This is a genomic window from Collimonas fungivorans Ter331 (assembly GCF_000221045.1).
Classification (GTDB): domain Bacteria; phylum Pseudomonadota; class Gammaproteobacteria; order Burkholderiales; family Burkholderiaceae_D; genus Collimonas; species Collimonas fungivorans_A.
Genome location: NC_015856.1, coordinates 3,819,634 through 3,844,633 on the forward strand (window position 1 = coordinate 3,819,634; position 25,000 = coordinate 3,844,633).

Annotated in this window: 24 protein-coding genes; 11 read left to right on the top strand and 13 right to left on the bottom strand. The window is 57.6% G+C overall.

Features of this window, described 5'->3' with window-relative positions; translation table 11 throughout:
* Positions 1–37: 37 nt before the first annotated feature.
* On the bottom strand, positions 38–2,338 hold the full coding sequence (gene clpA, locus CFU_RS16850; RefSeq protein WP_041742243.1) for an ATP-dependent Clp protease ATP-binding subunit ClpA: 2,301 nt from the start codon (positions 2,336–2,338) through the stop codon (positions 38–40).
* A complete protein-coding gene (gene clpS, locus CFU_RS16855) occupies positions 2,335–2,643 on the bottom strand; it encodes an ATP-dependent Clp protease adapter ClpS (protein ID WP_014007243.1) in 309 nt (102 codons plus the stop codon). Before clpS ends, clpA begins: the two co-directional genes overlap by 4 nt.
* A 327-nt stretch (positions 2,644–2,970) precedes the next feature.
* Between clpS and cspE the strand changes: the two genes are divergently transcribed.
* Positions 2,971–3,174 carry a transcription antiterminator/RNA stability regulator CspE gene (gene cspE, locus CFU_RS16860; RefSeq protein WP_009665919.1) on the top strand — a complete coding sequence of 68 codons (204 nt, stop codon included), beginning with the start codon at positions 2,971–2,973 and terminating at the stop codon, positions 3,172–3,174.
* A gap of 131 nt (positions 3,175–3,305) precedes the next feature.
* Here the strand turns inward: cspE and icd are convergent, their stop codons facing one another.
* Positions 3,306–4,559: an NADP-dependent isocitrate dehydrogenase gene (gene icd, locus CFU_RS16865; RefSeq protein WP_014007244.1), complete on the bottom strand. Its 1,254-nt coding sequence runs from the start codon at positions 4,557–4,559 to the stop codon at positions 3,306–3,308.
* A gap of 191 nt (positions 4,560–4,750) precedes the next feature.
* Here icd and CFU_RS16870 point away from each other — a divergent pair, with 191 nt between their 5' ends.
* The 3 genes from CFU_RS16870 to CFU_RS16880 all read left to right on the top strand — a co-directional run bounded on the left by CFU_RS16870 (position 4,751) and on the right by CFU_RS16880 (position 6,281).
* The gene (locus tag CFU_RS16870; protein WP_041742244.1) at positions 4,751–5,320 is read left to right on the top strand and encodes a pseudouridine synthase; all 570 of its coding nucleotides are present in this window, start codon (positions 4,751–4,753) and stop codon (positions 5,318–5,320) included.
* Positions 5,321–5,454: 134 nt separating this feature from the next.
* Entirely contained in the window at positions 5,455–5,679 is a 225-nt protein-coding gene (locus CFU_RS16875; protein ID WP_081466571.1) for a hypothetical protein, read from the top strand.
* Positions 5,680–5,819: 140 nt separating this feature from the next.
* Positions 5,820–6,281, top strand: coding sequence for a DUF192 domain-containing protein (locus CFU_RS16880; RefSeq protein ID WP_014007247.1), 462 nt, complete (start codon positions 5,820–5,822; stop codon positions 6,279–6,281).
* Between the two features lie 151 nt (positions 6,282–6,432).
* Here the strand turns inward: CFU_RS16880 and rpsT are convergent, their stop codons facing one another.
* Complete coding sequence (gene rpsT, locus CFU_RS16885; protein WP_014007248.1) at positions 6,433–6,702, bottom strand: 30S ribosomal protein S20; 270 nt, start codon at positions 6,700–6,702, stop codon at positions 6,433–6,435.
* A gap of 329 nt (positions 6,703–7,031) precedes the next feature.
* Between rpsT and murJ the strand changes: the two genes are divergently transcribed.
* Positions 7,032–8,582: a murein biosynthesis integral membrane protein MurJ gene (murJ, locus tag CFU_RS16890; protein WP_014007249.1), complete on the top strand. Its 1,551-nt coding sequence runs from the start codon at positions 7,032–7,034 to the stop codon at positions 8,580–8,582.
* A gap of 41 nt (positions 8,583–8,623) precedes the next feature.
* On the top strand, positions 8,624–9,475 hold the full coding sequence (locus CFU_RS16895) for a SirB1 family protein (protein ID WP_014007250.1): 852 nt from the start codon (positions 8,624–8,626) through the stop codon (positions 9,473–9,475).
* A 4-nt stretch (positions 9,476–9,479) separates the two neighbouring features.
* Here CFU_RS16895 and CFU_RS16900 read toward each other — a convergent pair whose 3' ends face one another.
* Complete coding sequence (locus CFU_RS16900) at positions 9,480–10,049, bottom strand: GNAT family N-acetyltransferase (protein ID WP_014007251.1); 570 nt, start codon at positions 10,047–10,049, stop codon at positions 9,480–9,482.
* A 62-nt stretch (positions 10,050–10,111) separates the two neighbouring features.
* The gene (locus CFU_RS16905) at positions 10,112–12,007 is read right to left on the bottom strand and encodes an ATP-binding cassette domain-containing protein (RefSeq protein WP_041742245.1); all 1,896 of its coding nucleotides are present in this window, start codon (positions 12,005–12,007) and stop codon (positions 10,112–10,114) included.
* A gap of 423 nt (positions 12,008–12,430) precedes the next feature.
* Here CFU_RS16905 and CFU_RS16910 point away from each other — a divergent pair, with 423 nt between their 5' ends.
* Positions 12,431–13,195, top strand: a complete 765-nt coding sequence (locus tag CFU_RS16910; RefSeq protein ID WP_041742246.1) for an MHYT domain-containing protein — start codon at positions 12,431–12,433, stop codon at positions 13,193–13,195.
* Positions 13,196–13,202: 7 nt separating this feature from the next.
* Here the strand turns inward: CFU_RS16910 and CFU_RS16915 are convergent, their stop codons facing one another.
* Positions 13,203–14,264 (bottom strand): hypothetical protein, encoded by a 1,062-nt coding sequence (locus tag CFU_RS16915; RefSeq protein WP_148264868.1) that lies wholly within the window; start codon positions 14,262–14,264, stop codon positions 13,203–13,205.
* Positions 14,265–14,388: 124 nt separating this feature from the next.
* On the opposite strand from CFU_RS16915, the gene CFU_RS16920 reads away from it, so the two are divergent.
* Positions 14,389–15,012 carry a TetR/AcrR family transcriptional regulator gene (locus tag CFU_RS16920; RefSeq protein WP_014007255.1) on the top strand — a complete coding sequence of 208 codons (624 nt, stop codon included), beginning with the start codon at positions 14,389–14,391 and terminating at the stop codon, positions 15,010–15,012.
* Positions 15,013–15,059: 47 nt separating this feature from the next.
* Entirely contained in the window at positions 15,060–16,262 is a 1,203-nt protein-coding gene (locus tag CFU_RS16925; protein WP_014007256.1) for an MFS transporter, read from the top strand.
* A gap of 276 nt (positions 16,263–16,538) precedes the next feature.
* On the opposite strand, the gene CFU_RS16930 is transcribed toward CFU_RS16925, so the two are convergent.
* Positions 16,539–17,387 (bottom strand): SDR family oxidoreductase, encoded by an 849-nt coding sequence (locus tag CFU_RS16930; RefSeq protein WP_041742248.1) that lies wholly within the window; start codon positions 17,385–17,387, stop codon positions 16,539–16,541.
* 89 nt (positions 17,388–17,476) lie between these two features.
* On the opposite strand from CFU_RS16930, the gene CFU_RS16935 reads away from it, so the two are divergent.
* Positions 17,477–17,887 carry a winged helix-turn-helix transcriptional regulator gene (locus CFU_RS16935; RefSeq protein ID WP_014007258.1) on the top strand — a complete coding sequence of 137 codons (411 nt, stop codon included), beginning with the start codon at positions 17,477–17,479 and terminating at the stop codon, positions 17,885–17,887.
* A 120-nt stretch (positions 17,888–18,007) separates the two neighbouring features.
* Entirely contained in the window at positions 18,008–18,442 is a 435-nt protein-coding gene (locus CFU_RS16940) for a VOC family protein (RefSeq protein WP_014007259.1), read from the top strand.
* 114 nt (positions 18,443–18,556) lie between these two features.
* Here the strand turns inward: CFU_RS16940 and CFU_RS16945 are convergent, their stop codons facing one another.
* The 5 genes from CFU_RS16945 to CFU_RS16960 form a co-directional block, all read right to left on the bottom strand.
* Complete coding sequence (locus CFU_RS16945) at positions 18,557–19,432, bottom strand: SDR family NAD(P)-dependent oxidoreductase (RefSeq protein ID WP_190275167.1); 876 nt, start codon at positions 19,430–19,432, stop codon at positions 18,557–18,559.
* A 700-nt stretch (positions 19,433–20,132) separates the two neighbouring features.
* Complete coding sequence (locus CFU_RS16950) at positions 20,133–22,310, bottom strand: TonB-dependent siderophore receptor (RefSeq protein ID WP_041743613.1); 2,178 nt, start codon at positions 22,308–22,310, stop codon at positions 20,133–20,135.
* A gap of 517 nt (positions 22,311–22,827) precedes the next feature.
* Positions 22,828–23,220 (bottom strand): DUF2946 domain-containing protein, encoded by a 393-nt coding sequence (locus CFU_RS23975; protein ID WP_337999058.1) that lies wholly within the window; start codon positions 23,218–23,220, stop codon positions 22,828–22,830.
* Positions 23,221–24,197: 977 nt separating this feature from the next.
* On the bottom strand, positions 24,198–24,371 hold the full coding sequence (locus tag CFU_RS24935; RefSeq protein ID WP_190275168.1) for a hypothetical protein: 174 nt from the start codon (positions 24,369–24,371) through the stop codon (positions 24,198–24,200).
* A gap of 34 nt (positions 24,372–24,405) precedes the next feature.
* On the bottom strand, positions 24,406–24,849 hold the full coding sequence (locus CFU_RS16960; RefSeq protein ID WP_014007262.1) for a hemerythrin domain-containing protein: 444 nt from the start codon (positions 24,847–24,849) through the stop codon (positions 24,406–24,408).
* Positions 24,850–25,000 lie beyond the last annotated feature (151 nt).

A 25,000-nucleotide genomic window follows, 5' to 3' on the forward strand; every position in this document is an offset into this window, starting at 1 on the left:
GCGCCGGGCAAACGCCCGGCTGCATCGGCTGGCTTCGTTATTCGACTTCCACCGTTTCTTCTGGAGCCGCCGGCGAGGACGAATCTTTTTCTGCAAAGTCCAGGCTGATCAGGTCCTTGTCGTCGAGGTCGACCGTCACGCGGCCGCCGGTCACCAGCTTGCCGAACAGCAGTTCGTCGGCCAGCGCCTTGCGGATCATGTCCTGGATCAGGCGTGACATCGGCCGCGCGCCCATCAACGGATCGAAACCCTTCTTGGCCAGGAACTTGCGCAGGTTCTCGGTGAAGACCGCTTCCACTTTTTTCTCGTGCAGCTGCTCTTCCAGCTGCATCAGGAACTTGTCGACCACGCGCAGGATGACTTCTTCATCCAGCGCATGGAAGCTGATGATGGAATCGATGCGGTTGCGGAATTCCGGCGTAAACATACGCTTGATATCCGCCATCTCGTCGCCGGCTTCTTTCTTGTCGGTGAAACCGATCGACCGTTTTTGCAGGCTTTCCGCGCCGGCATTGGTGGTCATGATGATGATCACATTGCGGAAATCCGCCTTGCGTCCATTATTGTCGGTCAATGCGCCGTGATCCATCACTTGCAGCAGGATGTTGAAAATGTCCGGATGGGCTTTTTCGATTTCGTCCAGCAGCAGCACCGCATGCGGTTTCTTGGTCACGGCTTCGGTCAGCAGGCCGCCCTGGTCGAAACCGACATAACCCGGAGGCGCGCCAATCAGGCGGCTCACCGCATGGCGCTCCATGTATTCCGACATGTCGAAACGGATCAGGTCGATGCCGAGGATGAACGCCAGCTGCTTGGCCACCTCGGTCTTGCCGACGCCGGTCGGACCGGAGAACAGGAAGGAACCGATCGGACGGTCGGTCTTGCCGAGGCCGGCGCGCGCCATCTTGATCGCCGACGCCAGGGCGTCGATCGCCGGATCCTGGCCGAACACCACATTGCGCAAATCGCGGTCTATGGTTTGCAGCTTGCTGCGGTCGTCCTGGTTGACCGACTGCGGCGGAATGCGCGCGATCTTGGCGATGATGTCCTCGATCTCGCCTTTGCCGATGGTCTTCTTCTGCTTCGACTTCGGCAGGATGCGTTGCGCCGCGCCGGCTTCATCGATCACATCGATAGCCTTGTCGGGCAGATGGCGGTCATTGATGAAACGCGCCGCCAGTTCGGCCGCACTGGTCAGTGCGGACGCCGAATACTTGACGCCGTGATGTTCTTCAAAGCGCGACTTCAGGCCGCGCAGGATCTGCACGGTTTGCTCGACCGTCGGTTCGTTGACGTCGATCTTCTGGAAGCGCCGCGACAGTGCATGGTCTTTCTCGAACACGCCGCGGAACTCGGTGTAGGTAGTCGCGCCGATGCATTTCAGCTGGCCGCTGGACAACGCCGGTTTCAGCAGGTTGGACGCATCCAGCGTACCGCCGGAAGCCGAACCGGCGCCGATGATGGTGTGGATTTCGTCGATGAACAGGATGCCGTTCGGGCTGTCTTTCAACTGCTTGAGCACCGCTTTCAGGCGCTGCTCGAAATCGCCGCGGTATTTGGTGCCGGCCAGCAGCGAACCCATGTCGAGCGAATAGACGATCGCATTCTGCAGGATTTCAGGCACGTCGCCCTGGGTGATGCGCCACGCCAGTCCCTCCGCAATCGCGGTCTTGCCGACGCCGGCTTCGCCGACCAGCAGAGGGTTGTTCTTGCGGCGCCGGCACAAGGTCTGGATCACGCGTTCGACCTCGTACTCGCGGCCGATCAGGGGATCGATCTTGCCTTCAGTCGCCAGCTTGTTCAGGTTTTGCGTGAACTGGTCGAGCGGGCTTTCCTTGGCCTGGCCTTCGGCCTGCACTTCTTCCGCGCCTTCCGAGGATTTCTGCGCATCGGCCTGCTGGTCCTTGCGCACCCCGTGCGAAATGAAATTCACCACGTCGAGCCGCGTCACGCCTTGCTGGTGCAGGTAATACACCGCGTGCGAATCCTTTTCGCCGAAGATCGCGACCAGCACATTGGCGCCGGTCACTTCCTTCTTGCCGTTGGAAGCCGATTGCACATGCATGATGGCGCGCTGGATGACGCGCTGGAAACCTAAGGTCGGCTGGGTATCCACTTCATTCGAACCCGGCACCGTCGGTGTGTTGTCGCCAATGAAGATGGTCAGCGTCTTGCGCATATCATCAATATTGACGGCACACGCACGCAGCACCTCTGCCGCGGACGGGTTATCGAGCAAGGCCAGCAGCAGGTGTTCAACCGTGATGAACTCGTGCCGTGCTTGCCGTGCCTCGACAAACGCCATGTGCAAACTTACTTCCAGTTCCTGCGCAATCATGCTTCCTCCATCATGCATTGCAGGGGATGCCCTGCTTTGCGTGCGTGCGTTAATACCAGTTCAACCTTGGTGGAAGCGATATCTTTCGGATATACCCCACACATGCCTTTGCCATCGCGATGCACTTTCAACATTATCTGCGTTGCGGCTTCACGATCCTTGTTGAAATATTCCTGCAGGATAGCGACCACGAACTCCATTGGAGTGTAGTCGTCATTGAGCAAAAATACTTGATACATGGGGGGCGGCTTGAGCTTTTGCTCCTGTCGCGTCGCTACTGTCCCGTCTTCGTGCTTGGTTACCATGCGCCTATTCTAAAACCTTCCAACAAATGCGCAACGCGCGACACAGAATAAAAGATGACTTATAACGATATTACGCGTTTTCCGATTGCTATGCAGATGACGATAGAAGAGATTAAATCAAGAGCAAAAAAACGGCCAAAACCAGAAATTTAATTGCATAAAGGAAATTACTTGACTTTTTTATTTTTTGCGCAAAGAATGACATTCATTGGTGAGCGTGTTTCTGCTTATTAATAGAAGTGAGCAAGTTCTAGAAGGGGCAGCGTTACGCGAGGCTTCTTGCTTTTACGGCTCGTGTGATTGTTATTATTTGAAAGACGCTATTTTATGGCAACAGGTACAGTCAAGTGGTTCAACGATTCTAAGGGCTTCGGCTTTATCACTCCGGATGACGGCGGTGAAGATTTGTTTGCACACTTTTCCGCAATCCAGATGAACGGCTTCAAGACCCTCAAAGAAGGTCAAAAAGTCCAGTTCGAAGTCACGCAAGGCCCTAAAGGCAAGCAAGCTTCTAACATCCAAGCTCCTTAATTTCGCTTTGCGTCATTAAGCGGCTTTTGTGAAAAACCTCACCGCGGTGGGGTTTTTTTATGCGTACGGCCCGCAAGCAAGCCGAAAAAAAAGCCAGGACATGTCCTGGCTTTTTTGTGAAAACAGCAAAATTACATGTTTTCGATCAGCACTTCGCCGAAACCCGAGCAGGAAACCTGGGTAGCGCCTTCCATCAGGCGCGCAAAGTCGTAGGTGACCTTTTTCGAGGTAATCGACTTTTGCATCGATTCGATGATCAGGTCGGCAGCTTCGACCCAGCCCATGTGGCGCAACATCATTTCCGCCGACAGGATCAGCGAACCCGGGTTGACATAGTCCTTGCCTGCATATTTAGGCGCGGTGCCGTGGGTTGCTTCGAACATGGCGACCGAATCCGACAGGTTGGCGCCCGGCGCGATGCCGATGCCGCCGACTTGCGCCGCCAGCGCGTCGGAAATGTAGTCGCCGTTCAGGTTCAGGGTGGCGATCACGCTGTATTCGTTTGGACGCAACAGGATTTGTTGCAGGAATGCATCAGCGATCGAATCCTTGACGATGATTTCGCGGCCGGTCTTCGGGTTCTTGAATTTCGCCCATGGACCGCCGTCGATCAACTCGGCGCCGAATTCCTTTTGCGCCAGCGCGTAGGCCCAGTCACGGAAGCCACCTTCGGTGAACTTCATGATGTTGCCCTTGTGGACAATGGTGACGGACGGTTTGTCGTTGTCGATCGCGTACTGGATCGCCTTGCGCACCAGGCGCTCGGTGCCTTCGCGCGAAACCGGCTTGACGCCGATGCCGGAAGTGTCAGGGAAGCGGATCTTCTTGACGCCCATTTCCTTGATCAGGAACTCGATCAGTTTCTTGGCGCCGTCGCTGCCTTCTTGCCATTCGATGCCGGCGTAGATGTCTTCCGAGTTTTCGCGGAAAATCACCATGTCGGTCTTTTCCGGCTCACGCACCGGCGAAGGCACGCCCTTGAAATAACGCACCGGGCGCAGGCAGACGTACAGGTCCAGTTCCTGGCGCAAGGCCACGTTGAGGGAACGGATGCCGCCGCCGACCGGCGTGGTCAGCGGGCCTTTGATCGACACGACGTAATCCTTGATCGCGGCCAGGGTCTCTTCCGGCAGCCAGACGTCAGGACCGTATACCTTGGTCGACTTTTCGCCGGCGAACACTTCCATCCAGCTGATCTTGCGCTTGCCTGCATATGCCTTGGACACAGCGGCGTCCACAACCTTGATCATGACTGGGCTGATATCGACGCCGGTGCCGTCGCCTTCGATGTAAGGAATGATTGGATTGTCAGGGACGTTGATCGAAAAATCGGCGTTGACGGTGATTTTTTTGCCTTCGGCAGGCACTTTGATATGTTGGGACATCTGTGTATCTCCGGAGTTGAGGAGGTAAAAGTGACTAGTGCAGTCTGATTTGAAACACGGTTGGTCTTATATAAGACATAAGACAAGCATTCCATATTATGCACTAGTATTTTACTGGACGCTATGTTTTTGCGACACCGGCGCTGCGCTTCCGTCGTGCTGCGCCCATGGCGAAGCACTATACTAGCGCCATGTCTCTGATTCTATTCAACAAACCATTTCAAGTGATGTGCCAGTTTTCAGCCCATCCCGGCCGCCCTACGCTCGCCGACTATATCAAGATCCCCGATATCTATCCGGCCGGACGCCTAGATGCCGATAGTGAAGGATTATTGTTACTTACCGATGACGGCCAGCTGCAGCACAATATCAGCCATCCGGCGGTGAAGCAGCCCAAGACCTACATGGCGCAGGTCGAAGGCGTGCCGACCGAGGTCTTGCTGGAGCGCTTGCGGCACGGCGTCGATCTTGGCGATTTCCGCAGCAAGCCGTGCCAGGCGCGCCAGATCGAGGAACCGGACTGGCTGTGGCCGCGCGATCCGCCGATCCGCCAACGCCAGGACAAACCCACCAGCTGGCTGGCGCTGACTCTGACCGAAGGCAAGAACCGCCAGGTGCGGCGCATGACGGCGGCGGTGGGATTGCCGACCTTGCGCCTGGTGCGAGTGGCGATCGGCCAGGTGTCGCTGCAAAGCCATCCGCTGTGGCCGGGCGAGTCGCTGGCGATCGATCCGGCGGATCTGGTCACCCTGAGGAAGTAGCAGTTGATACAAATAGATACAGGTTTCCGCTCTTTTTAAAAATCAATGTCAACCATACCTTTCCGGAGGTCGTTAATCGCAGTGATTCAAGTGAATCATCGATTGATTAACTCGCTAACTGAATGGATTTGAAAATGAAAAAACTGATCGCTGTTCTGATTGCCGGCCTGTTCGCTTCTTCCGTTTTCGCTGCCGATGCAGCTCCTGCTGCTCCAGCAGCACCTGCTGCCGCCGCTGCTGAAGCTTCGGCGCCTGCTGCAAAGAAGGCTACACACAAAGTCAAGAAAGCCAAGAAAACTGCAAAAGCCAAAGCTGCAAAAGCTGAAGCCCCAGCAGCCGACGCTCCTGCTGCCAAGTAATTCCAGCATCAGCTTCAACAAGAAAGGCAGGCGCGTCCTGCCTTTTTTTACGTCCTGAAACAATTAATGTCCACCACCCCTACCCCTCCGGCGATTTACCTCTCTGTATAATCTCCCGATCCTAAAGGAGCTTTATCGATATGAGAAAAATTCGCGCCGCCTACCTTGCAGCCACCGCTGCCTGCCTCGCAAGCCTTGCTGCCGTCGCACTGCCGGCAACGGCCCAGGAAATCCAGCAGCTCCCGGTCACTCCCCTGAATATCGGCATCCACGTGATCAAGGCCGAAGTGGCGCGCAGCGAAGATCAGCGCGAACAAGGGCTGATGTTCCGCAAGAAAATGGGCGCCAACGAGGGCATGGTGTTTGTATTCGAGACTCCTGCGGGCATCTGCATGTGGATGAAGAACACCCTGATTCCGCTGTCGGTGGCGTTCATCGACGCCAAGGGCGCGATCCTGAATGTCGAGGAAATGAAGGCGCAGACGCTGGATTCCCATTGCGCCCAGGGCGCGGCGTCTTATGCGCTGGAGATGAACAAGGGCTGGTTCAAGGACAAGAACATCAAGCCGGGCACCGTGATCCAAGGTTTGCCGCAACTGTAAACACCTCCGGCGGCGGCCTGAACAGCTGCCGCCGGACAATCAAGACAAAACAGAAAAACCCTGCATAACGCACGTTATGCAGGGTTTTTCTTAACCATCAACAACTTAACAAGAAACGCCAGCCGCGGCTGACGCTGCTACTTGCTAGTTATTAAGCAGCCGACAATGCTTTCAGAGCAGCATTCAAACGGCTCTTATGGCGTGCAGCCTTGTTCTTGTGGATGATTTTCTTGTCCGCGATACGATCGATAGTCGATACGGAAGTTTGCAGGACCAGCGCTGCTGCAGCCTTGTCGCCGCCAGTGATTGCCTTGCGGGCAGCTTTGATAGCTGTGCGCAGGGTCGAACGCTGACTGGAGTTGTGCAGGTTTTGCTGAACTGCTTGACGAGCACGCTTACGTGCTTGTGCGGTATTTGCCATTTATATTTCCTAAAACGAGGTCGGGAATGCGAGGTAAGAAATGCTTACGCGGCAAACCAGACCGCGGCGCAGAATTCTGTAAAGCCACGGATTATAACCAGTTTTTGAAGAACAGGCAAATCCCCTCTTGCTTTGGAAGCAATTCTGTCGCAAGAAAGCACAGTTTCCAGAATGACAATCTTATATCATGCTCGCTGCGGGAACGTTCCAGTGCGGACTTTATCACAGTCAGTGTTTGCCGGCAGTCAACGAAACCGGCACGAACTCCCGCTTTTCCACCTCCTGAGAAAGCTGCGGCAGGCGATCTGCTACAGCTATAATGCCGCTCCATGAACTTGCATAAAACGCTTGCCACCGTCTCTGGCATGACCATGGTGTCGCGTGTGACGGGCCTGATTCGCGAAATCCTGTACGCGCGCGCATTCGGCGCCGACGGCTACACCGATGCTTTCGCCATCGCTTTCCGTATTCCCAACCTGTTGCGCCGGCTGTTTGCCGAAGGCGCTTTTTCCCAAGCGTTCGTGCCCATCCTGGGCGAATACAAGAACCAGAAAGGCGAAGCGGCGACCAAACAGCTGGTCGACCACGTCGCCACCGTGCTGACCTGGGCCATGCTGTTTACCTGCATCGTCGGCATCCTGGCCACCCCGGTGCTGGTGTATTTCATCGCCACCGGCCTGAAAGACAACAAGGAAGTATTCGACGCCTCGGTCTTCATGACCCGCATCATGTTTCCCTACATCGGCTTCATGTCCTTTGTTGCGCTGGCCGGCGGCATCCTGAATACCTGGCATGAATTCAAGATCCCGGCCTTCACTTCGGTGCTGCTCAACCTGGCGTTCATCGTTGCCTCGCTGTTCGTTGCACCTTATATGCAACATCCCATCTATGCGATGGCGTTTGCGGTGCTGGTCGGCGGCGTGCTGCAGGTGGCGATCCAGGTGCCGGCGCTGCTCAAGGTCGGCATGCTGCCGCGGATCGCGCTCAATCCCATGGTCGGCTTGCGCGACCTGGGCGTGCAGCGGGTCCTGAAAAAAATGGGGCCGGCAGTGTTTGCGGTGTCGGCCGCCCAGCTCAGCCTGCTGATCAACACCAACATCGCCTCGCGCCTGGGGCATGGCAGCGTGTCCCTGCTGACCTATGGCGACCGCCTGATGGAGTTCCCTACAGCATTGCTGGGCGTGGCCCTCGGCACCATCCTGTTGCCCAGCCTGTCGAAAGCCAATGCCGACAAGGACCATGGCGAATATTCGTCGCTGCTGGACTGGGGCTTGCGCCTCACCTTCCTGCTGGCGCTGCCGTCCGCGGTCGGCCTGGCAACCTTGTCAGTACCGCTGACGGCAACCTTGTTCCAGCATGGCAAATTCGATGCGGCCTCGGTCGCGGTCACCAGCCAGGTGCTGATCGCCTACGGCGTTGGCTTGATCGGCCTGATCGTGGTGAAAATCCTGGCGCCCGGCTTTTACGCCAAGCAGGATATCCGGACTCCGGTCAAGATCGCGGTCGGCGTGTTGATCGCTACACAATTGATGAACTACCTGTTCGTGCCGGTATTTGCAGTGGCCGGCCTGGCGCTGTCGATCAGCGTCGGCGCCTGCCTGAACGCCGGTTTCCTGCTGTGGAGCCTGATGCGGCGCGGCATCTACAAGCCGGAAAGCGGCTGGATCCGCTATTTCATGCGTCTGCTCGGCGCCCTGTTCCTGATGGCGGCGGTGGCGCTGTGGTGCGGCCAGCAATTCGACTGGACCGGTCCGCACACCAGCTCGCTGGCGCGCATCGCCGCCCTGTGCGCGGTGCTGGCGGCCTGCGGCATTACTTACTTTGGAGCACTATTGGCGATGGGGTTCCGATTCAGCGATTTCAAGCGGATTGCGCGTTAAACTGGATCGCGCTAGGGAAAATAGTTTGCTAGGATAGAGTCATGACGATTACATCTCTTGACTACTTTACTTCGCTGGTGCAACAGGCCAACGATGTTCCTTTGTTCGAGGCAGCCTTGGCGATTGCGCAGGATGTCTATCCCAAGCTGGATTTCGATGCGCCGCAGAATGACCTGGACCGGCTGGCCAATACCTTGCGCCTGCGCCTGCCGGCGGACGCCTCGGCGATCCAGAAGCTACGCCTGCTGAACCAGTTCTTCTACCAGGAGCTGGGATTCGCGATCAACGTCAATCATTATTACGACACCGACAACAGCTACCTGCACCGGGTGATCGCCAAACGGCGCGGCATCCCGATTTCGCTGGCGCTGGTCTATATGGAACTGGCGCAGCAGATCGGCTTGCCGGTCAAAGGCGTGTCCTTCCCCGGCCATTTCCTGATGAAGCTGACCGTGCCCTCGGGCGACATCATGATCGATCCGGCCAACGGCGCCAGCCTGTCGCGCGAAGAACTGGAAGAACGGCTGGAGCCTTACCTGCCGACCGAAAACGATGAAGAAAGAGCGGCCAGCCGGCTATCGCTGATCAGCTATCTGCAGATCGCCCACCCGCACGACATCCTGGTGCGCATACTGCGCAACCTGAAAGCCATCTACCAGCAAGGCAATCATTGGCAACGGCTGCTGGAAGTACAGCAGCGGATCCTGATCCTGCTGCCCGGCGACGCCGTCGAACGGCGCGACCGCGGCCTGGCGTTCGCGCAGCTGGATTGCCCGCAAGCGGCTCTGGAAGACCTAGAACATTACCTGGCGCAGCGGCCGCTGGCCGCCGATGCAGCGACCTTGCGCGAGCAGGTGATGGAACTGCGCGAGGCTTGCAAACGCTTGAATTAAGCAGTTAGTCGATATTGGTCGCCGGCCATTCGCTGCGCAGCAGCGACAACATCAGCATGTCGTGGTAGCGGCCGCCCCAGTGGCCGACCTGGCGCATCCTTCCTTCATCGACGAAACCGAGCTGGCGCAGCAGCTTGAGCGAACCCAGGTTGTCGGGATGGACCATGGCTTCGATGCGGTTGAGCGCCATCTCGGCGAAACCCCAGGTCATGACGGCGGTCAGCGTCTCGCGCATGAAACCCTGCTTCTGGACATGCGTCGAGAGTTCGTAGCCGATCATGCATTTGCGCCAGTTGCGGTCCCAGCGGAACAAGCCGCACGATCCCAGCAACTGATTGTTTTCCCTGACCTGGATACCCCAGCGGGTACCTGGATTTTCATCCAGGCGGAAACTGGCGAAGCGCTTGATCAAACCTTGCGCCGCCGCCAGGTCCGGCAAGGGATCCACGCCAAACCAGCGCATCAGCTCAGGATCGCCATGCATGGCGAGTATCTGCTCAGCATCGCTCTCGACGATCTCGCGCAGCAGCAGGCGTTCGGTCTGGATGACGGGGAAAGCCGGGGTTTCGCTCATTGCTCAGCCATGTCCTTCCATGAAAGGTTACGTAGATCTGGAGGGCGAAGCCTTCTCCTTTTTTACCCCTTGCTGCGCGCCTCGATCACTTCCCACTTCTCCAGGCTCTCCAGCAGCAGGCCGTCGATCTCGGCGAAGCGGTCGTTGAGGCGCTTCACTTCGTCCGGCTTCTGCTTGTACAGGTCAGGATCGGCCAGCTGGCTGGAAATGGTTTTCTGTTCCGCTTCCAGCTTGGCGATCAGCAGCGGCAATTCTTTCAATTCCTGCTGTTCCTTGTAGCTGAGTTTTTTCTGCTTGGCGACAGGCTCCGCCTTGGCTTCCAGCTTGGCGTCGCCCTTGGCCTTGGCGATCACGGCTGACTGGCTCGGGCGCACGCGCTCCCAGTCGGTGTAGCCGCCGACATACTCGCGCCACATGCCGTCGCCCTCGGCAGCGATCACCTGGGTCACCACATTGTCGAGGAAGGTGCGGTCATGGCTGACCAGGAACACCGTGCCGCTATAGTCTTCCAGCAGTTCTTCCAGCAGTTCCAGGGTATCGATATCGAGGTCGTTGGTCGGTTCATCCAGCACCAGCACGTTGGCCGGCTTGGCGAACAGGCGCGCCAGCAACAGGCGGTTGCGCTCGCCGCCGGACAGCGACTTGACCGGCGAGCGCGCACGCTCCGGCGCGAACAGGAAATCGTTCAGGTAAGTCATCACATGCTTGCGCTGGCCGTTGATCTCGACCCAGTCGCTGCCCGGCGCGATGGTGTCGGCCAGGCTGGCGTCTTCGTTCAGCTGCGCGCGCATCTGGTCGAAATACGCGATCTGCAGTTTGGTGCCCTGCTTGACCGTGCCGCTGTCGGGCTGGTCCTGGCCCAAGATCAGTTTCAGCAAGGTGGTCTTGCCGGCGCCGTTCTGGCCGATCAGGCCGACCTTGTCGCCGCGCATGATGGTGGCGGTGAAATTGTTCACGATGACCTTGTCGCCAAACGCCTTGTTGACATCGGTCAGCTCGGCCACGATCTTGCCGGAACGCTCGCCCGAAGACACATCCAGCTTGACCTGGCCCTGCTGGTCGCGGCGCGCGCTGCGCGCCAGGCGCAGAGATTCCAGGCGGCGCACGCGGCCTTCGTCGCGGGTGCGGCGTGCCTGCACGCCTTTGCGGATCCAGATTTCTTCCTGCGCCAGGAATTTGTCGAACTTGGCGTTTTCGACTTCTTCGATTTCCAGCTGCTCGGCCTTGCGCACCTGGTAAGCCGTGAAATTGCCTGGGAAGGACAAGATGCGGCCGCGATCCAGTTCGATGATGCGGGTGGCGACGTTGTCCAGGAAACTGCGGTCATGGGTGATGAAAAGCACGCTGCCTTTGTAGTCGCGCAGCAAACCCTCGAGCCACATGATGGAGCTGAAATCCAGGTGGTTGGTCGGCTCGTCGAGCAGCAACACATCGGGCGCGCTGACCAGGGCGCATGCCAGCGCCACGCGCTTTTGCATACCGCCCGAGAGCTGGCCCATCAGCAGGTCTTTATCCAGGTTGAGGCGATCCAGCGTGGTCTCGACCTTGTTGGTCAGGCTCCAGGCATCGGCAGCGTCGAGCTTGCTCTGGATCTCGTGCATGCGTTCCATGATGGCGTCGTCGTTGTCGCCGCCGAACTGACCGGTCAGTGCATCGTATTCGTTCAGCAATGCCTGCATCTCACCCATGCCTGACGCCACGGCGTCGAACACCGACATCTCGGTTTCGAAATGCGGTTCCTGGTCGACATAGGCGATCTTGATGCCTTGCTGCATCACCATCAGGCCGTCGTCCAGCCTCGATACGCCGGCGATGGTTTTCAGCAGCGACGACTTGCCGGTGCCGTTGCGGCCGATCAGGCCGACCCGCTCTCCCGATTCCAGGGAAAATTCCGCGCGGTCCAGCAGCGCAACGTGACCGAATGCGAGTTGCGCATTGGTGATAGAGATGACAGCCATAATTTGGATAAAACCAGAAAAAGAAAGATCTGCAGCAGCGCAACAGCGGCTTTGTGCAGTCGATTGGATGAATGAACCGCACATTGTACCTATACTCGCGCCGCGTGGCCGTACATTTGTCGCGGCCGGGCCTGCACTGAACCCGTATTGAACCTGCGCCCGACCCGCCCGAGGCTTGGCGGCCAGCTTCCCGCCAATGGTGATTTTGACCAGTCAGCCGCCGCCACAAAATATTTCTAAAAATGTATTGCCGTATAGAAATTTTAGCCCTATATTATTTCCACATGGAAATACCTACCCACAAGGTGGGCACATGTCATGGCGTAACTTATCCGACCCGCATTTCATAATAACATTGTTGCAAAAACAAGGGCAAAAGTGCTTCGCTTTTGTCTCACACATTCATACGACAGGGAGAAAGCCATGGATCCATTACTAGGCCAATTATTGGCGCCGAAATACGACGCAGCGCTGGTTTTGCTGTCATACATGATTTCGTTCTGGGGCGCGCTGCTGGCCCTGCAATGCGCCAAATCCATGTTTCGCAAGGACGGCACGCTGGACCTCGGCATGACCATCTGCGCCGCCGCTTCGCTGGGCGGCATCGGCATCTGGTCGATGCACTTCCTGGCCATGCAGGCTTACCGCCTGACCGTGCCGATCGCCTACGATGTCGTGCTGACCGCGGCCTCGCTGGGGGCGGCGATCCTGATTTCCGGCATCGCACTCTATCTGGCCGGCAGCCACGGCAAATTCAAGGTATCCGGCTGGCTGGCCGGCAGCCTGCTGGCCGGCGTCGGCGTGTGCGTGATGCACTACATGGGCATGTATGCGATGAACCTGCGCGCCACCATGCTGCTTAACCCGACCATCGTCGTGATCTCGATCGTCATCGCGATCGCCGCCGCCTCCGCTGCGCTATGGCTGGCGTTCAACCTGACCCGGCTGCTGCACCGCGTGATCGCCGCGTTGGTGATGGCGCTGGCGGTGTGCAGCATGCACTACGTCGGCATGTATGCCGCCAACATGATCTGCACCAGCGACGCACCGCTGATCCCGCTCAAGATCGGCGGCAACTATCTCGATGTGTCGGTCTATGCCGTCGCCGGCTTGCTGTCGCTATGCATTTTCTGGGTAGTGCTGGGGCGCAGCATGGATGAAAACAAGCTGGTCGAGACGCTGCGCTGAACAGACGCTAGAGGTCGAAGCCTTTCATGATGCCGATCGTCATCAGGTCGGCATCATTCTTGTTCCTGAAAGTGACCACCCGGCCGAAACTGGCGAAGCCGCGCAATTGATGGCCCAGGTCGCGCCCGACCTGCAGGCTGATCAGGCCGTTGACTTTCCAGTCGCTCGAATCGCGTTTATTGACCGCCAGATAAGGCCCGGCGCCGGCGCTGATATCCCAGTGCTCGGCGACCGGCTGCACATACCAGCCCTGCGCGGCGATCCCGTGCCGGTTCACGCGTACGCCGTCGTCGCCTTCTTCAATCGCAGACACCGAAGCGGCCCAGGGGCCATAATATTTTTTCGCTTCCAGCGCATAACTCAGGCGCTTGCCCGGCCCCGACTGGTTGGTCTGGGCAAAACCGCCCAGCGCCGCCAGCCACACGCCATGCCGGCCGTCCGCATCGGGCGGGCTCACATGCGCCGCGCCGAAATCCTTGCCGAGGCCAACCAGGAAAGCATCCGAGGAAGGCGCGCCGGGCGTCAGCACGTGGTTGTACGCCAGCCGAAGACTGAGGCCAGGCGAATACTGGTCAAGGCGCGTCAGCAGCGCCACGGAAACCAGGCCGCCCAGGCGCGCATCGTCTTTTTCCGTACCGTTGACGGTAGTTCGATTCATGCTGAAATACGGACCGGCGCCTACTTCAAGGTCAAAACTGGGACGCAAATTCTGGCGGTAAACCATCTGCACGGCGTAACCGTCGCGGTGGTTGTTGTCGGGATGGCCCTCGTTGTAATACACATAGTCAAGCCGGGTGCTGGCGCCCGCCGGCAGATGCCCGCCGGCCGCCAGCCCGAACAGGTCGAGAGCCGGCCCGAAGCGGATTTCCGCCGCGCGCCAGCGCATCGGCTTCTGGCCGTCCAGGCTGGTGCCGTACAGGATGCCGTTGCCGAGTGCGGCCGAGGCGTAGCTGCTGTCGCCCGCCGGCGCCAGCGGCGGCATGGCGTCATCGGCCTGGGTGAAGGGATGCCAGCAAAGAAACATGGATGCCAGCGCAACATTCCTAACTACTCTGTTTTTCTTAGACATGGCAGCCTCCATTATCAATAAGACCTTGTTTTACGGCTTGCTCAAGCTTGTTTGTATGTGACCAACAAATAACGATAATGTTTCAGTCCTTGACTTAGGGAACAAACGTTTCCATAATCCAGAAATGTCAAATTCCCTGTCAGATCCAGTCAATGTTTCCCGCAGCCGCGGCAGGCCGCGCGAGTTCGACATGGACCAGGCGCTCGACAAGGCCGTACGCGTATTCAGCGAGCGCGGTTATCACGCCACCACGGTATGCGACCTGACGCAAGCCATGCAGCTCGCCTCGGGCAGCGTCTACAAGGCGTTCAAGGACAAAAAGAGTGTTTTCCTGGCAGCGCTCGACCGTTACAAGACCGTGCGCGATGCGCAGCTGCGGGCGGTGGTCAGTGCGGGCGCGACGGGAAAGGACCAGGTGCGCCTGGCGTTAGCCTTCTATGCCGATGCATCGCATGGCGCCGGCGGTCTCGAGGGTTGCATGGTGGTCGGCAGCGCGGCGGAACTGGCCACCTTTGATCCGGATGTCGCGCAGTGGGTGACTGCAGCACTGACTCGCAACGAAGTATTGATCGGTGCGCTGATCCGGCAGGGCCAGCAAGACGGCTCGATTCCGCCGCATATAGATAGCGCAGCTACCGCCCGCCTGCTGCTGTGCATGATCCAGGGCATGCGCGTGGTCGGCAAGACCGGCCGCACCCGGAACGAGATGAGCGTGCTGACAGATATCGCCATGAAGGTGCTCGCCTGATTTTTTTGCCAATTTAGGAAACGTTTATTCCCTTTTTAAGGATCACCATGACCACATTTAGCGCTAGCGCCGAGACCAGAACCGAACCGTCAGCCTCGGCCTGGATGATGCTCCTGCTGGCATTCGCCTGCGGGCTGATTGCCGCCAACCTGTATTACGCCCAGCCCCTGGCCGGACCGATAGGCGTAGCGCTGGGCCTGTCGCCCGGCGCCACCGGACTGATCGTCACCTTGACCCAGATCGGCTACGGCATCGGATTGCTGTTCATCGTGCCGCTCGGCGACCTGCTCGAGACCCGCCGCCTGGTGCTGACCCTGATCGGCCTCGCCGCCCTGGCGCTGCTGGCAGCCGCATTGTCGACGCATCCCCTGCCCTTCTTCGCCGCCACGCTGTGCATCGGCCTCGCCTCGGTTGCAGTGCAGGTGCTGGTGCCATATGCCGCGCACCTGGTGCCGGAAGCGGAACGCGGCCGCGCCGTCGGCAGCGTCGTCAGCGGCCTGATGCTCGGCATCATGCTGGCGCGTCCGGTCTCCAGTTTCATCGCCCAGTTTGCATCGTGGCACACGGTGTTTTTCATCTCGGCCGCGGCGATGGCGCTGCTGGCGCTCATGCTCAGGCTGGCCTTGCCGCGGCGAGAACCGGTATCCACCATTTCCTACGGCAAGCTGCTGGCCTCCATGGTCGACCTGATGCGCAACACGCCGGTGCTGCGGCGGCGCGCGTTCTATCAGGCCAGCCTGTTTGCCGCCTTCAGCCTGTTCTGGACCACTACCCCGCTGCTGCTGGCGGGACCGGAGTTCCGGCTGTCGCAGGGAGGCATTGCACTGTTCGCCCTGGCGGGCGTAGCTGGCGCCATCGCCTCGCCCATCGCCGGCCGTTTCGCCGATCGCGGCTGGACCAAGGCGGCGACTGCATTCGCGATGCTGGCCGTCGCCGGCGCCTTCCTCATCACCCATATCGGCGCCTATGGCTCGCCGCTCGCACTGGGCTTGCTGGTTGCCGCCGGCATCCTGCTGGATTTTGGCGCCACCACCAACCTGGTGCTGGGGCAGCGCGCCATCTTTGTATTGGGCGCCGAATATCGGAGCCGCCTCAATGGCCTCTACATGGCGACTTTCTTCGCCGGCGGCGCGCTCGGTTCGGCGCTGGGCGGCCTGGCTTTCGCGCATGGCGGATGGGTCATGGCGTCGTGGCTTGGTTTTGCTTTGCCTATGGTTGCATTACTCTATTTTTTCACCGAGCCGAAATAGATTTTCCGGAGGTTTCCCCACCGTCTGCTTACGGGCGGTGGGGAGCTTGTTCTACTGTGGGCAAGCTACAAATTCTGGGCCTGGCATTTAACGTCAATGCCAGCATCACGGGTTTGAAGCCGGCGAAAACCGGCGGGCTTCAAAACCCGAATTTCCCGTTCTGGTTTTTCCACTCGCTCTGCGCGGAATCGCTTGGTGAACATCCCAGTGCTCGGCAATCTTGCCGTCCTGTACCCGGAACAAATCGTATAAGGAAACCGGCTTATCCGAGGCAGGTCAGGCAAGCGCTGCTTTAACCAGCGTCGCAAGCGACGTCGTCGGCCGGCCGATCAGCCGGCTCAGCTGATGGCTATCGTCAAACAGTGCGCCTTTAGATGCCCCGATATCGGAATCCGACAGCAAACCGGCGACATGCTCAGGCAAGCCTGCGCCAAGCAGCGCTTCCTTGAAATCGGCTTCCGCCAGGTTCTGGTAGACCACCGTCTTGCCCGACTGGCGACTGATTTCAGCCGCCAGTTCCGTCAGTGTGTAGGTTTCGTCGCCGGCCAATTCATATACCTTGCCGGCCTGGTCGGCGCTGGTCAATACGGCCGCAGCTGCAGCGGCGTAGTCGGCACGCGCCGCCGATGCAATCCGGCCTTCGCCGGCACTGCCAATGTAGGCGCCATGCAAGGCGGTGGGTACGCTGGCCAGGTAGTTTTCCGTGTACCAGCCGTTGCGCAGCACTACATGCGGCAGGCCGGACGCCTTCAGCAGCGCTTCGGTTGCCCTATGTTCGCCGGCCAGGCCCAACGGCGAAGTATCGGCGCGCAGGACACTGGTGTAGGCCACCAGGCCGACACCGGCGCGCTTGGCGGCGTCAATCGCATTGCGATGCTGCGGCAGGCGCTGCCCCACTTCGCTGGACGAAATCAGCAGCAGCTTGCCGGCGCCCTTGAATGCAGCGTCGAGCGTCGCCGGCTGGGCATAGTCGGCCAGCCGTACCTGCACACCCAAGGCGGCCAGGTCAGAAACTTTTTCGGGAGTGCGCACGGCGGCGACGATTTCGCTTGCCGGCAGTGTTTTAAGCAGTTCCTTGATGGCAAGACGGCCCAGTTGGCCGGAGGCTCCAGTTACGACGATCATGGTCAAACTCCTTTATATGCGAGAGAAGAACTGGCACAATATCACTCAAACTTACGTTTAGTAAGTACCAACACAAAGGTAAGTGCCCAATGAATAAAGACGCCAACAGCCCGACAGCGGCAACCATGCCCCTCTCCGCCCAGATGCAGAGAGGCGACCTGTTTACCGGCAAGTGTCCGTCACGCGAAGTGCTGACCCACGTCACCAGCCGCTGGGGAGTGCTGATCCTGGTCGCCTTGCTCGGCGGGACCTACCGTTTCAGCGATTTGCGCAGGAAGGTGAATGGCGTCAGCGAAAGGATGCTGGCGCAGACGCTGCAATGGCTGGAAGCCGACGGATTCGTGCTGCGCAAATCCTATCCGGTTGTGCCGCCGCATGTCGAATACAGCCTGACGCCCCTCGGGCTAGAGGTCGGAAATAAAGTGGAGGCACTGGCCGACTGGATTGAAGAGAGCTTGCCGCAGATCATGGAAGCGCGGCGTCTTGTTGCAGAGGCGTGAGCCCTCGGCGATAAACCGGGCATAATTTATAGTGTTGCCGCACGTGCTAAGATCGCCCCAAAAGACGCTAGGCAACTCATCCCAGCGCTTTCGACCAAGCTAGATTCCGAGAGGAACGCCATGCCAGTACATCACGCCCTGATTCCTTGCCTGCGCTATAGCGATGCGCCGGCTGCCATCTCTTTCCTCTGCACGGCCTTCGGCTTCGAACGCAAAGCCGTGTATGCCGACGAGGGCGATCCCTCGATCGTGCACCATGCCGAGCTGCTGCTGAATGGCCAGATGATCATGCTTGGTTCGGACAGGCCTGGCGAGGTCAAGGACAAGTATCGCTGGAAGACCGTCGCCGAAGCGGGCGGCATAACGGCCTGCATATACGCTGTGATAGATGACCCGGACGCGCACTGCGCCCGGGCTCGCGCCGCCGGCGCTGAAATACTCACAGATCCGAAGGACAATGACGGTTATCCCGGCCGCGGCTACGATGCGCGCGACACCGAAGGCAACGTCTGGAATTTCGGCAGCTACGATCCGTTCGCCTCAGAGCAGCATTGATAAACGGCGTAGTGTCGTGCGCAGTTCAGCTTCGAGGCGGCGAAACAATTGCCTCCACTGCATGTCCCACCGAGAGAATGTGGTGATCGCCCCTATCTCGATCCATTTTTACAACTAAGGCGTCGCGTGCTTTTTTATCGCTTTCCTGAGATCGCCGTCATTCAACATCCGCACCAGCGACGGCAAATGACGGCTGGCCAGAAAAGAAAACCATCCGTCCCAGCCGATTGGGTTCTCAAAACGCGAACCACATGTGGCTATCAGCAGCCGGCGCGCCACCTCGTCGGCGCTACGCACCACGTTAAACGCATTGTTGCTTTCGATTTCCCACACTACCTTAGGCTTGTCAGCATTCTCCTGGGCCAGGCCAGGGGTGTCGATAGTGCCGGGATACACTACTTTCACCTGCACGCCGTATAACCCTAATTCCTGCCGCAAGCCCTCGGCGAAACCGACGATGGCCCACTTGCTGGCCGAATACGCGGCATAGCCGTAAGTACTGAGATAGCCAAGCACAGAGCTGACCATCACTACCGTGCCGGCTTTCTGCTGCATGAAATGCGGCGCAAACGCGCGGCAGAGGTAGGCATGGCCAAGGTAATTCACCTCGATCAGCTGTTTGAAGTCCTTGACTGGAAGCTCATGCACCTGGCCGGCGTGGGCGAAGCCCTGGTTGCAGATCAACAGATCCAGTCCGCCGAGCGCGGCCACCGCATCCGCAGCCACCAGCTCCACCGCCGCCGGATCGGTAACATCTACATTGCGCGCGATCAGCACCGTGTCTCGGCCGGTCGCCGCCTGCCTCATCTCTGCCACGGTCTGCGCCAAGGCGTCGAGCCCTCGAGCCGCCACGCATACATGAGCGCCATCGCGGGCGAGCTGCAAGGCAATGGCGCGGCCAAGCCCTTGAGAACCGCCGGAAACGAACACCCTCTTGCCTGCGTAGCTATTTTTTTGATGTTGCTGAATATCGTTGATTGGCAAACCCATTCTTGAACTCCGAAGACAATGGCCAGACCGATTTGAATTGTTTAGCGTCCATCCAATGTAACCAGATCCGAGCCGCAGTGTGAGGGCTGAAACGGACGACATGGGGGTCATTGACGGACAAATCATTGTTCGTTCCATAGATTGACGCTGGGCAGACATATGTGTCGCCAACGGCCGTCTTGACCAGCTGAAAAGCTGGCTTCGGGTATCTCGTCCGCCGGCTACTTGCTAAGCGCCGAATCCGAGACCAACCAGGTATTCCCCATACTGCCGGACTCCGTGATCTCCACGCTGCAGCGAGACTTTCAGTTCTATGTCTGGGAGAAGCTGGGACCGGACAGTTCGATGATTCGTTTGGTCACTTCGTGGGCAACCTCATGTCGATGCGTTTCTATCGAAGCTGCCGCCCGTGCAATAACCACCGCAGGGACAGTTTGAATCGATGCCGGGCCGGCGCAAGGCCGGCGCCCGGTACTGCGAACAAAAAAATGCCCGCCAACCTTTCGGCTGCGGGCATGAAGGTCCATCGAGGGAGGGGATACCGTCATGGTTAGTGACGGGGTAAGTATAAGACGGACTTGATTCAATAACATTAAGGTAGCGTTAAGATCGGCGAAGCACCAAGACAGATGCCGCAACGCGGTATTGCCGCTGGACTGTTTGTCAATGGGAAGAAGGTGACGAGCGAGTCCATAAAGGCTCAGTAATCTACTCGCAGCGTGACTTTGGCCGTACGTGGATCGCCAAGCTTGATCCAATCCTGCACGAACTGGTGGCTGCCAGTGTAGTACTTCTTGTTGAAGACATTGTCGATGTTGAACTGCAGCGACGCCTTGGAGCTGGCGAGGCCGAATTTATACGCCAACATCGCATCTACTCGAGCGTATCCCGGCAATTGGAACGTATTACCGACATCTCCTTGGCGCTGTCCCTGTGCGAAGATGCCGCCAGCAGCCGCCCACTGGCTATCGAGTGCATAGCGTGCCCACATACTGGCGGTGTGGCGCGCGACGTTTGCCAGCGTCTTTCCCTGGTAAGTAGGATCTTCTGTGACTTCCGTGGCCGTGTAGGCATAGGAGGCAATCAAGGACAGGCGTTTCGTCAACTGGCCCGAGACATCCCATTCGACGCCGCGTGAGCGGGCCTTGCCAATCGTAACGGTGTCGTAGAACGGGGCAACTGCAATGGGTACCGAGCCTCCTCGGTTGCGCTTGGTTAGCTCGTATAGTGCGACGGTGGAGCTGAGTTTTCCGCCGAACAGTTCGATCTTGTGACCAATCTCAAATTGCTTTGCCCGTTCTGCTGCTAGCGGAGCACGGGTAACTGTGTCGCGCCCGTTGTTCGCAGACACTGCGTCCTGATACTGCACATAGATGGCCTGGTTCGGCGCAAACTGCCAAACGGCACCCAGCCGTGGCGTGGTAAAGGATTGTTTGTTTGGTTCTGTCCCTGGGGGAGCATAGATGGCACTGGTGCGGTCGTGCCGCAGGGCGCCGGTCAAAAAAACATTACCCAGGGCCAGTTGGTCTTGTACGTACAAGCTAGTCCAGCGGTTGCGGTCATCGATCTCCGTCGGCATCGACATGGCGGCGTCGAACGCAGGCGTGCCGCCAAGCTGCGGGTTGTAAATGTCTACAGCCGAGATCTGTTGAAAGTAGGTCGTACCGCTCTTCTTGCTGGTATAGGTATCTAAGCCCAACAGGACGGTATGTCCGATATCGCCCGTCTGGAACTTGCCGATCAGATCGGTGTTGAACTGATCGAGCTGGTATCGACCATTGGGGCGCACGTAAAAATAGTAACGGCACAAGGGATTTCCCGTGCCGGGACAGGCCTGGTCCGGCGCCATCGCGGCCCCGAGGTCCACACGGTAAGGACTGATGTCCATCTCCGAAGTGTCGCTGCGCAGGCTCAGGAATTTGGCTTTGATTTGCCAGGTGTCGTTCAACTGGTGCGACACGTCGAGCTTGAAGCTGGCAGTCTTGGCGCTCGACAGGTAAGGCGAGTCATTGAACTGTTGCGACCAGGGCAGGTCCGCCGGGCGACTGCCTACGGCGGGGACGCCATAGTCGGTGCGATAACGCTGGTCGGTGTAGTCGAGCGTTGCGGTGACACTGGTGCGTGCGTCGGGCACCCAGGCCAGACTCCCGTTGAAAGCGCCGAGCCGATCCGTTACGAAATCACGGATGGAGTTCGATGTGTGGTAGGAGGCAGCTACTCTGCCGCGTACCGTCCTGTCTTCATTAAGGGCACCAGAGGCCTCGATAGCAGTGCGCGACAGACCGCGCTGGCCAACGGTCTGCTCGACGCTGAATTCGGGTACGCTGGAGATCGGCTTGGTTACGACGTTGACCAATCCCCCAGGTTCAGCCCGGCCATACAGGACGCTTGACGGCCCCTTGATCACCTCGACCGACTGGACATTGGCCATGTTGATTGGAACGCCCGTTACCTTACTGCCGTCAAGATAGTAGGTGGACATGCCTGACATCGGTCCCATTGCGGTCATGGATGCGCTAGGGAAACCGCGCAGGATGATCAAAGGCTGCATCGAGCCGTTGAAGCCAAAATCGAACTGTACGCCAGCCACGTTACGCAAGGCCTCCGACGGTGTCAACGCGTTTTGATCACGGATCACTGCTTGGGGCACGATCTGAATGTTCTGCGGCGTCTGTAACGACGGTGTGTCAGTGCGTGTGGCGGTGGTGCTTGAAGACGGCTGGTAGCCCTCTCGGTCACCGGTGATCGTAACGGCCGGCAATGTTTGCACAGGCTGGCCGGCTACGGCATCGGATTGCGCCTGCGCAATGGCCGGCAGCCCTGCGATACCGGCCATGCACAGCGCGGTCGTCAGGGGATTTAGGACGGAGCGTTTCATGAGCGGTATTTCTTTTAGTTCTCGCTGATTCGAGCAAGAGTCTTCGGCAAAGCGTAGACCTGGGGATTTGGGGCCAGTAGCGACAATCCTGAAGCTACGGATCAACGGCAGCCTGAACTGCCCGCGCGGAGAACGCAGGAATTTTTTTAATGACATTCGATGCTCCTTATACCTACTCTAGTAACGGCTTGGGTGGCACACCTGGCGAGGCTTTCCGATGAGATTAATTGCTTGAAGGCGCTCGTGGCCTTCTGCCGCGATACGGTGGCGCGCACCCAGGCGTTCTTGACGACAGGCTGCGCGCGCACGTCAGCAAAGGCCGACGCCAAAAGCGCAGACAGAATGAAAAATTTCAAAAGATATCCAGTGTCAAATCGACCAACCCACATCCAACGCAGGGGCCGAAATCGATTGGCGGCATCACCCAATGGCGCGAAATTATCGGGCCGAGCCTTGAGCGGAAATTACGGAAGCCGGACACGCATAGCACATGCGGGTCAAGCCAGCGGCGACAGGATCAGACTGGTATGGGAGGCGCGCGAGATTGCGCAACAGTCCATATAGGAAGGGGCTGCGGAGACTGGAAGAAAAGGACGGGGTAAATATCCTGCGTTTCGATCAGGGGGGTGGTAAATCCTGAATTCGGCGGTAAGGCGAACGAGCCGGCGTGCGTGGCACAGAACGGACAATGTTCAAGGTGGATTGAATCTTGCGTGGTCGGTTCGGAAACCCCTCCCCTGTCAACGCTCACATCGACGAATTTCGTGCGGCCGGCGCTGCAAATCTCGGTCCAGATTTCACCTCGAGACACCGAAAGGGCATGAGAAATCGATGGCGCCAGCGCACCGAAGATCATCGCAAAACACGCGATCCAGGCGGCGAAGCGGCGAGTGACTCTTTTCATTCCCATGAAGAAAGTATATCAGCGTACGCAGTATTTCGTAAGCCGCAAGGGTCCACTTCAGAATACGCACTACACGCGACTTGAATGTTTTACTTCTCCTAATCCGGTCGCTAGGCGGGAAATTCACTTTATCTCTATTTTTGTAAAAAATGGCACTCAATTGTTAACAATATAAGTAATATATCCTCAAAGCAATTCCTCGCATCGGATGAGATGAGGCTAAGTAACCCGAAATTAGAAACCAGGGAGCCGTCGGTCATGAGTACTACATCACCATCAAGAATCAGCGATGCTCGGCGTGCCAGCCGAGCAATTGGTGTAATGTTTTTCAGCGTCTTTGGTGGTGCTTGGCTAATCTTGTGGAGTTATTCGGTATTCGGGGTAGCCCCTATTGTCCTAGGGGGCGTCGTCACAGCGACGATCATATTATTTTCTTGCGCACTATTGCGATATCGCAGATATCGAGACGCATTAGCGGCAGACGCTAATTCTCCCGAAAGACGGCGAACAGCGCGCGTTTTTAATATAGTAAATGCAGTTCAATGGACACTCATTATTATTGTTGCCAATGTTTTCTCAAATTTTGGCATGACTTCGTGGATTGTCCCCTCTATTATTTTTATCGTTGGCCTACACTTCTTACCCTTGGCCCGTGTCTTTTCAAACCGAGCTCACTATGTCACCGGAAGCTCGTTGATGTTGCTAGCCATCGCCTATCCACTATTTGCTCAAGCTGGTGCCAGCGACCCAGTCGGATGCCTTGGTGCCGGCATCATTCTTTGGGCTAGCGCAGTGTGGGGGTTATGTACTAGCCCCACCTCAGGAACACGAATGATTGACGTACCTAATAAACGTTAGTTATATGAAGCGATCCCGTTATCGGCAATTTTAACTATCTTAAACGGACATCCGTGTGGGGACCGCGAAAGCGGCCCATGTCAGTCTCACGATTTCGTTCTTTGAATACGGGCTTCTTATGAAAGCTACTGCGGTTTATTTTCATGACTGATATCGACGCAGTCTTCCTTGACTTTCCGCTCTATTTTTTCTGTTTGTTTCCTCTCGTCTTGATGTTCTTCAGCGACCTCTTTACTCGGTCCATGTTCAACTTCAGCTTTTATTTCCTTGGGAATGGCTCCTGTAAAAGTTTTCATCATTTTGCCCCCTCATCATATTGGTGATACGACCTTATCAAGATGATTCGTCTTTCCGAGCTTGCATAACCTCACCTAGCTGAACGAGATCAAGATTAGTCTTTCTCACTTTGGGAAACATCGTGCCCTCTTCTTCGCTGACATGATGATCGATTTGTTCCGAGAGCACGGTAACTTTGGCATCGTATAGTTCCTCGCCTGGCTCCATGCCTGCGATCTCTGCAATCAACTCCTTTGCACTGGCATGCTCCACTAGCGCCTCGTCCATCAGATCGTCATCTTTGATGGCCTCGCGCACGGCGGGATAAAATATTTCTTCTTCGATTATCGTATGCAAAGTCAAGGCATCGCAGATTTGGTCCGCAATCTTTTTCTTTCCAATTTTGGAGCGATCAGTAAGTCCCTCGAACTCCTTGAACATCGCCTTGACCTTCTTATGGTCGCCGATCAGCAATTCGATCGCATCGTTAGGTTTTTTCATAATTTCCTCTTTTCTGTAAAGACACCGGAGAAAAAATGGTGCGCTTTCGCGAATAGAAAGTATGTTCGGTGACTAACACCCTCATTGGAAAAAATAAAAATCTGTTCGCGTCTCAGCCTATTTAGAACGAAGCTTTTTGGCGCCTTAGCGA

Coding starts and splice junctions, on each gene's coding strand:
- clpA (WP_041742243.1), bottom strand. CDS start 2,338: ATGATTGCGCAGGAACTGGAAGTAAGTTTGCACATGGCGTTTGTCGAG.
- clpS (WP_014007243.1), bottom strand. CDS start 2,643: ATGGTAACCAAGCACGAAGACGGGACAGTAGCGACGCGACAGGAGCAA.
- cspE (WP_009665919.1), top strand. CDS start 2,971: ATGGCAACAGGTACAGTCAAGTGGTTCAACGATTCTAAGGGCTTCGGC.
- icd (WP_014007244.1), bottom strand. CDS start 4,559: ATGTCCCAACATATCAAAGTGCCTGCCGAAGGCAAAAAAATCACCGTC.
- CFU_RS16870 (WP_041742244.1), top strand. CDS start 4,751: ATGTCTCTGATTCTATTCAACAAACCATTTCAAGTGATGTGCCAGTTT.
- CFU_RS16875 (WP_081466571.1), top strand. CDS start 5,455: ATGAAAAAACTGATCGCTGTTCTGATTGCCGGCCTGTTCGCTTCTTCC.
- CFU_RS16880 (WP_014007247.1), top strand. CDS start 5,820: ATGAGAAAAATTCGCGCCGCCTACCTTGCAGCCACCGCTGCCTGCCTC.
- rpsT (WP_014007248.1), bottom strand. CDS start 6,702: ATGGCAAATACCGCACAAGCACGTAAGCGTGCTCGTCAAGCAGTTCAG.
- murJ (WP_014007249.1), top strand. CDS start 7,032: ATGAACTTGCATAAAACGCTTGCCACCGTCTCTGGCATGACCATGGTG.
- CFU_RS16895 (WP_014007250.1), top strand. CDS start 8,624: ATGACGATTACATCTCTTGACTACTTTACTTCGCTGGTGCAACAGGCC.
- CFU_RS16900 (WP_014007251.1), bottom strand. CDS start 10,049: ATGAGCGAAACCCCGGCTTTCCCCGTCATCCAGACCGAACGCCTGCTG.
- CFU_RS16905 (WP_041742245.1), bottom strand. CDS start 12,007: ATGGCTGTCATCTCTATCACCAATGCGCAACTCGCATTCGGTCACGTT.
- CFU_RS16910 (WP_041742246.1), top strand. CDS start 12,431: ATGGATCCATTACTAGGCCAATTATTGGCGCCGAAATACGACGCAGCG.
- CFU_RS16915 (WP_148264868.1), bottom strand. CDS start 14,264: ATGTCTAAGAAAAACAGAGTAGTTAGGAATGTTGCGCTGGCATCCATG.
- CFU_RS16920 (WP_014007255.1), top strand. CDS start 14,389: ATGTCAAATTCCCTGTCAGATCCAGTCAATGTTTCCCGCAGCCGCGGC.
- CFU_RS16925 (WP_014007256.1), top strand. CDS start 15,060: ATGACCACATTTAGCGCTAGCGCCGAGACCAGAACCGAACCGTCAGCC.
- CFU_RS16930 (WP_041742248.1), bottom strand. CDS start 17,387: ATGATCGTCGTAACTGGAGCCTCCGGCCAACTGGGCCGTCTTGCCATC.
- CFU_RS16935 (WP_014007258.1), top strand. CDS start 17,477: ATGAATAAAGACGCCAACAGCCCGACAGCGGCAACCATGCCCCTCTCC.
- CFU_RS16940 (WP_014007259.1), top strand. CDS start 18,008: ATGCCAGTACATCACGCCCTGATTCCTTGCCTGCGCTATAGCGATGCG.
- CFU_RS16945 (WP_190275167.1), bottom strand. CDS start 19,432: ATGGGTTTGCCAATCAACGATATTCAGCAACATCAAAAAAATAGCTAC.
- CFU_RS16950 (WP_041743613.1), bottom strand. CDS start 22,310: ATGAAACGCTCCGTCCTAAATCCCCTGACGACCGCGCTGTGCATGGCC.
- CFU_RS23975 (WP_337999058.1), bottom strand. CDS start 23,220: ATGGGAATGAAAAGAGTCACTCGCCGCTTCGCCGCCTGGATCGCGTGT.
- CFU_RS24935 (WP_190275168.1), bottom strand. CDS start 24,371: ATGATGAAAACTTTTACAGGAGCCATTCCCAAGGAAATAAAAGCTGAA.
- CFU_RS16960 (WP_014007262.1), bottom strand. CDS start 24,849: ATGAAAAAACCTAACGATGCGATCGAATTGCTGATCGGCGACCATAAG.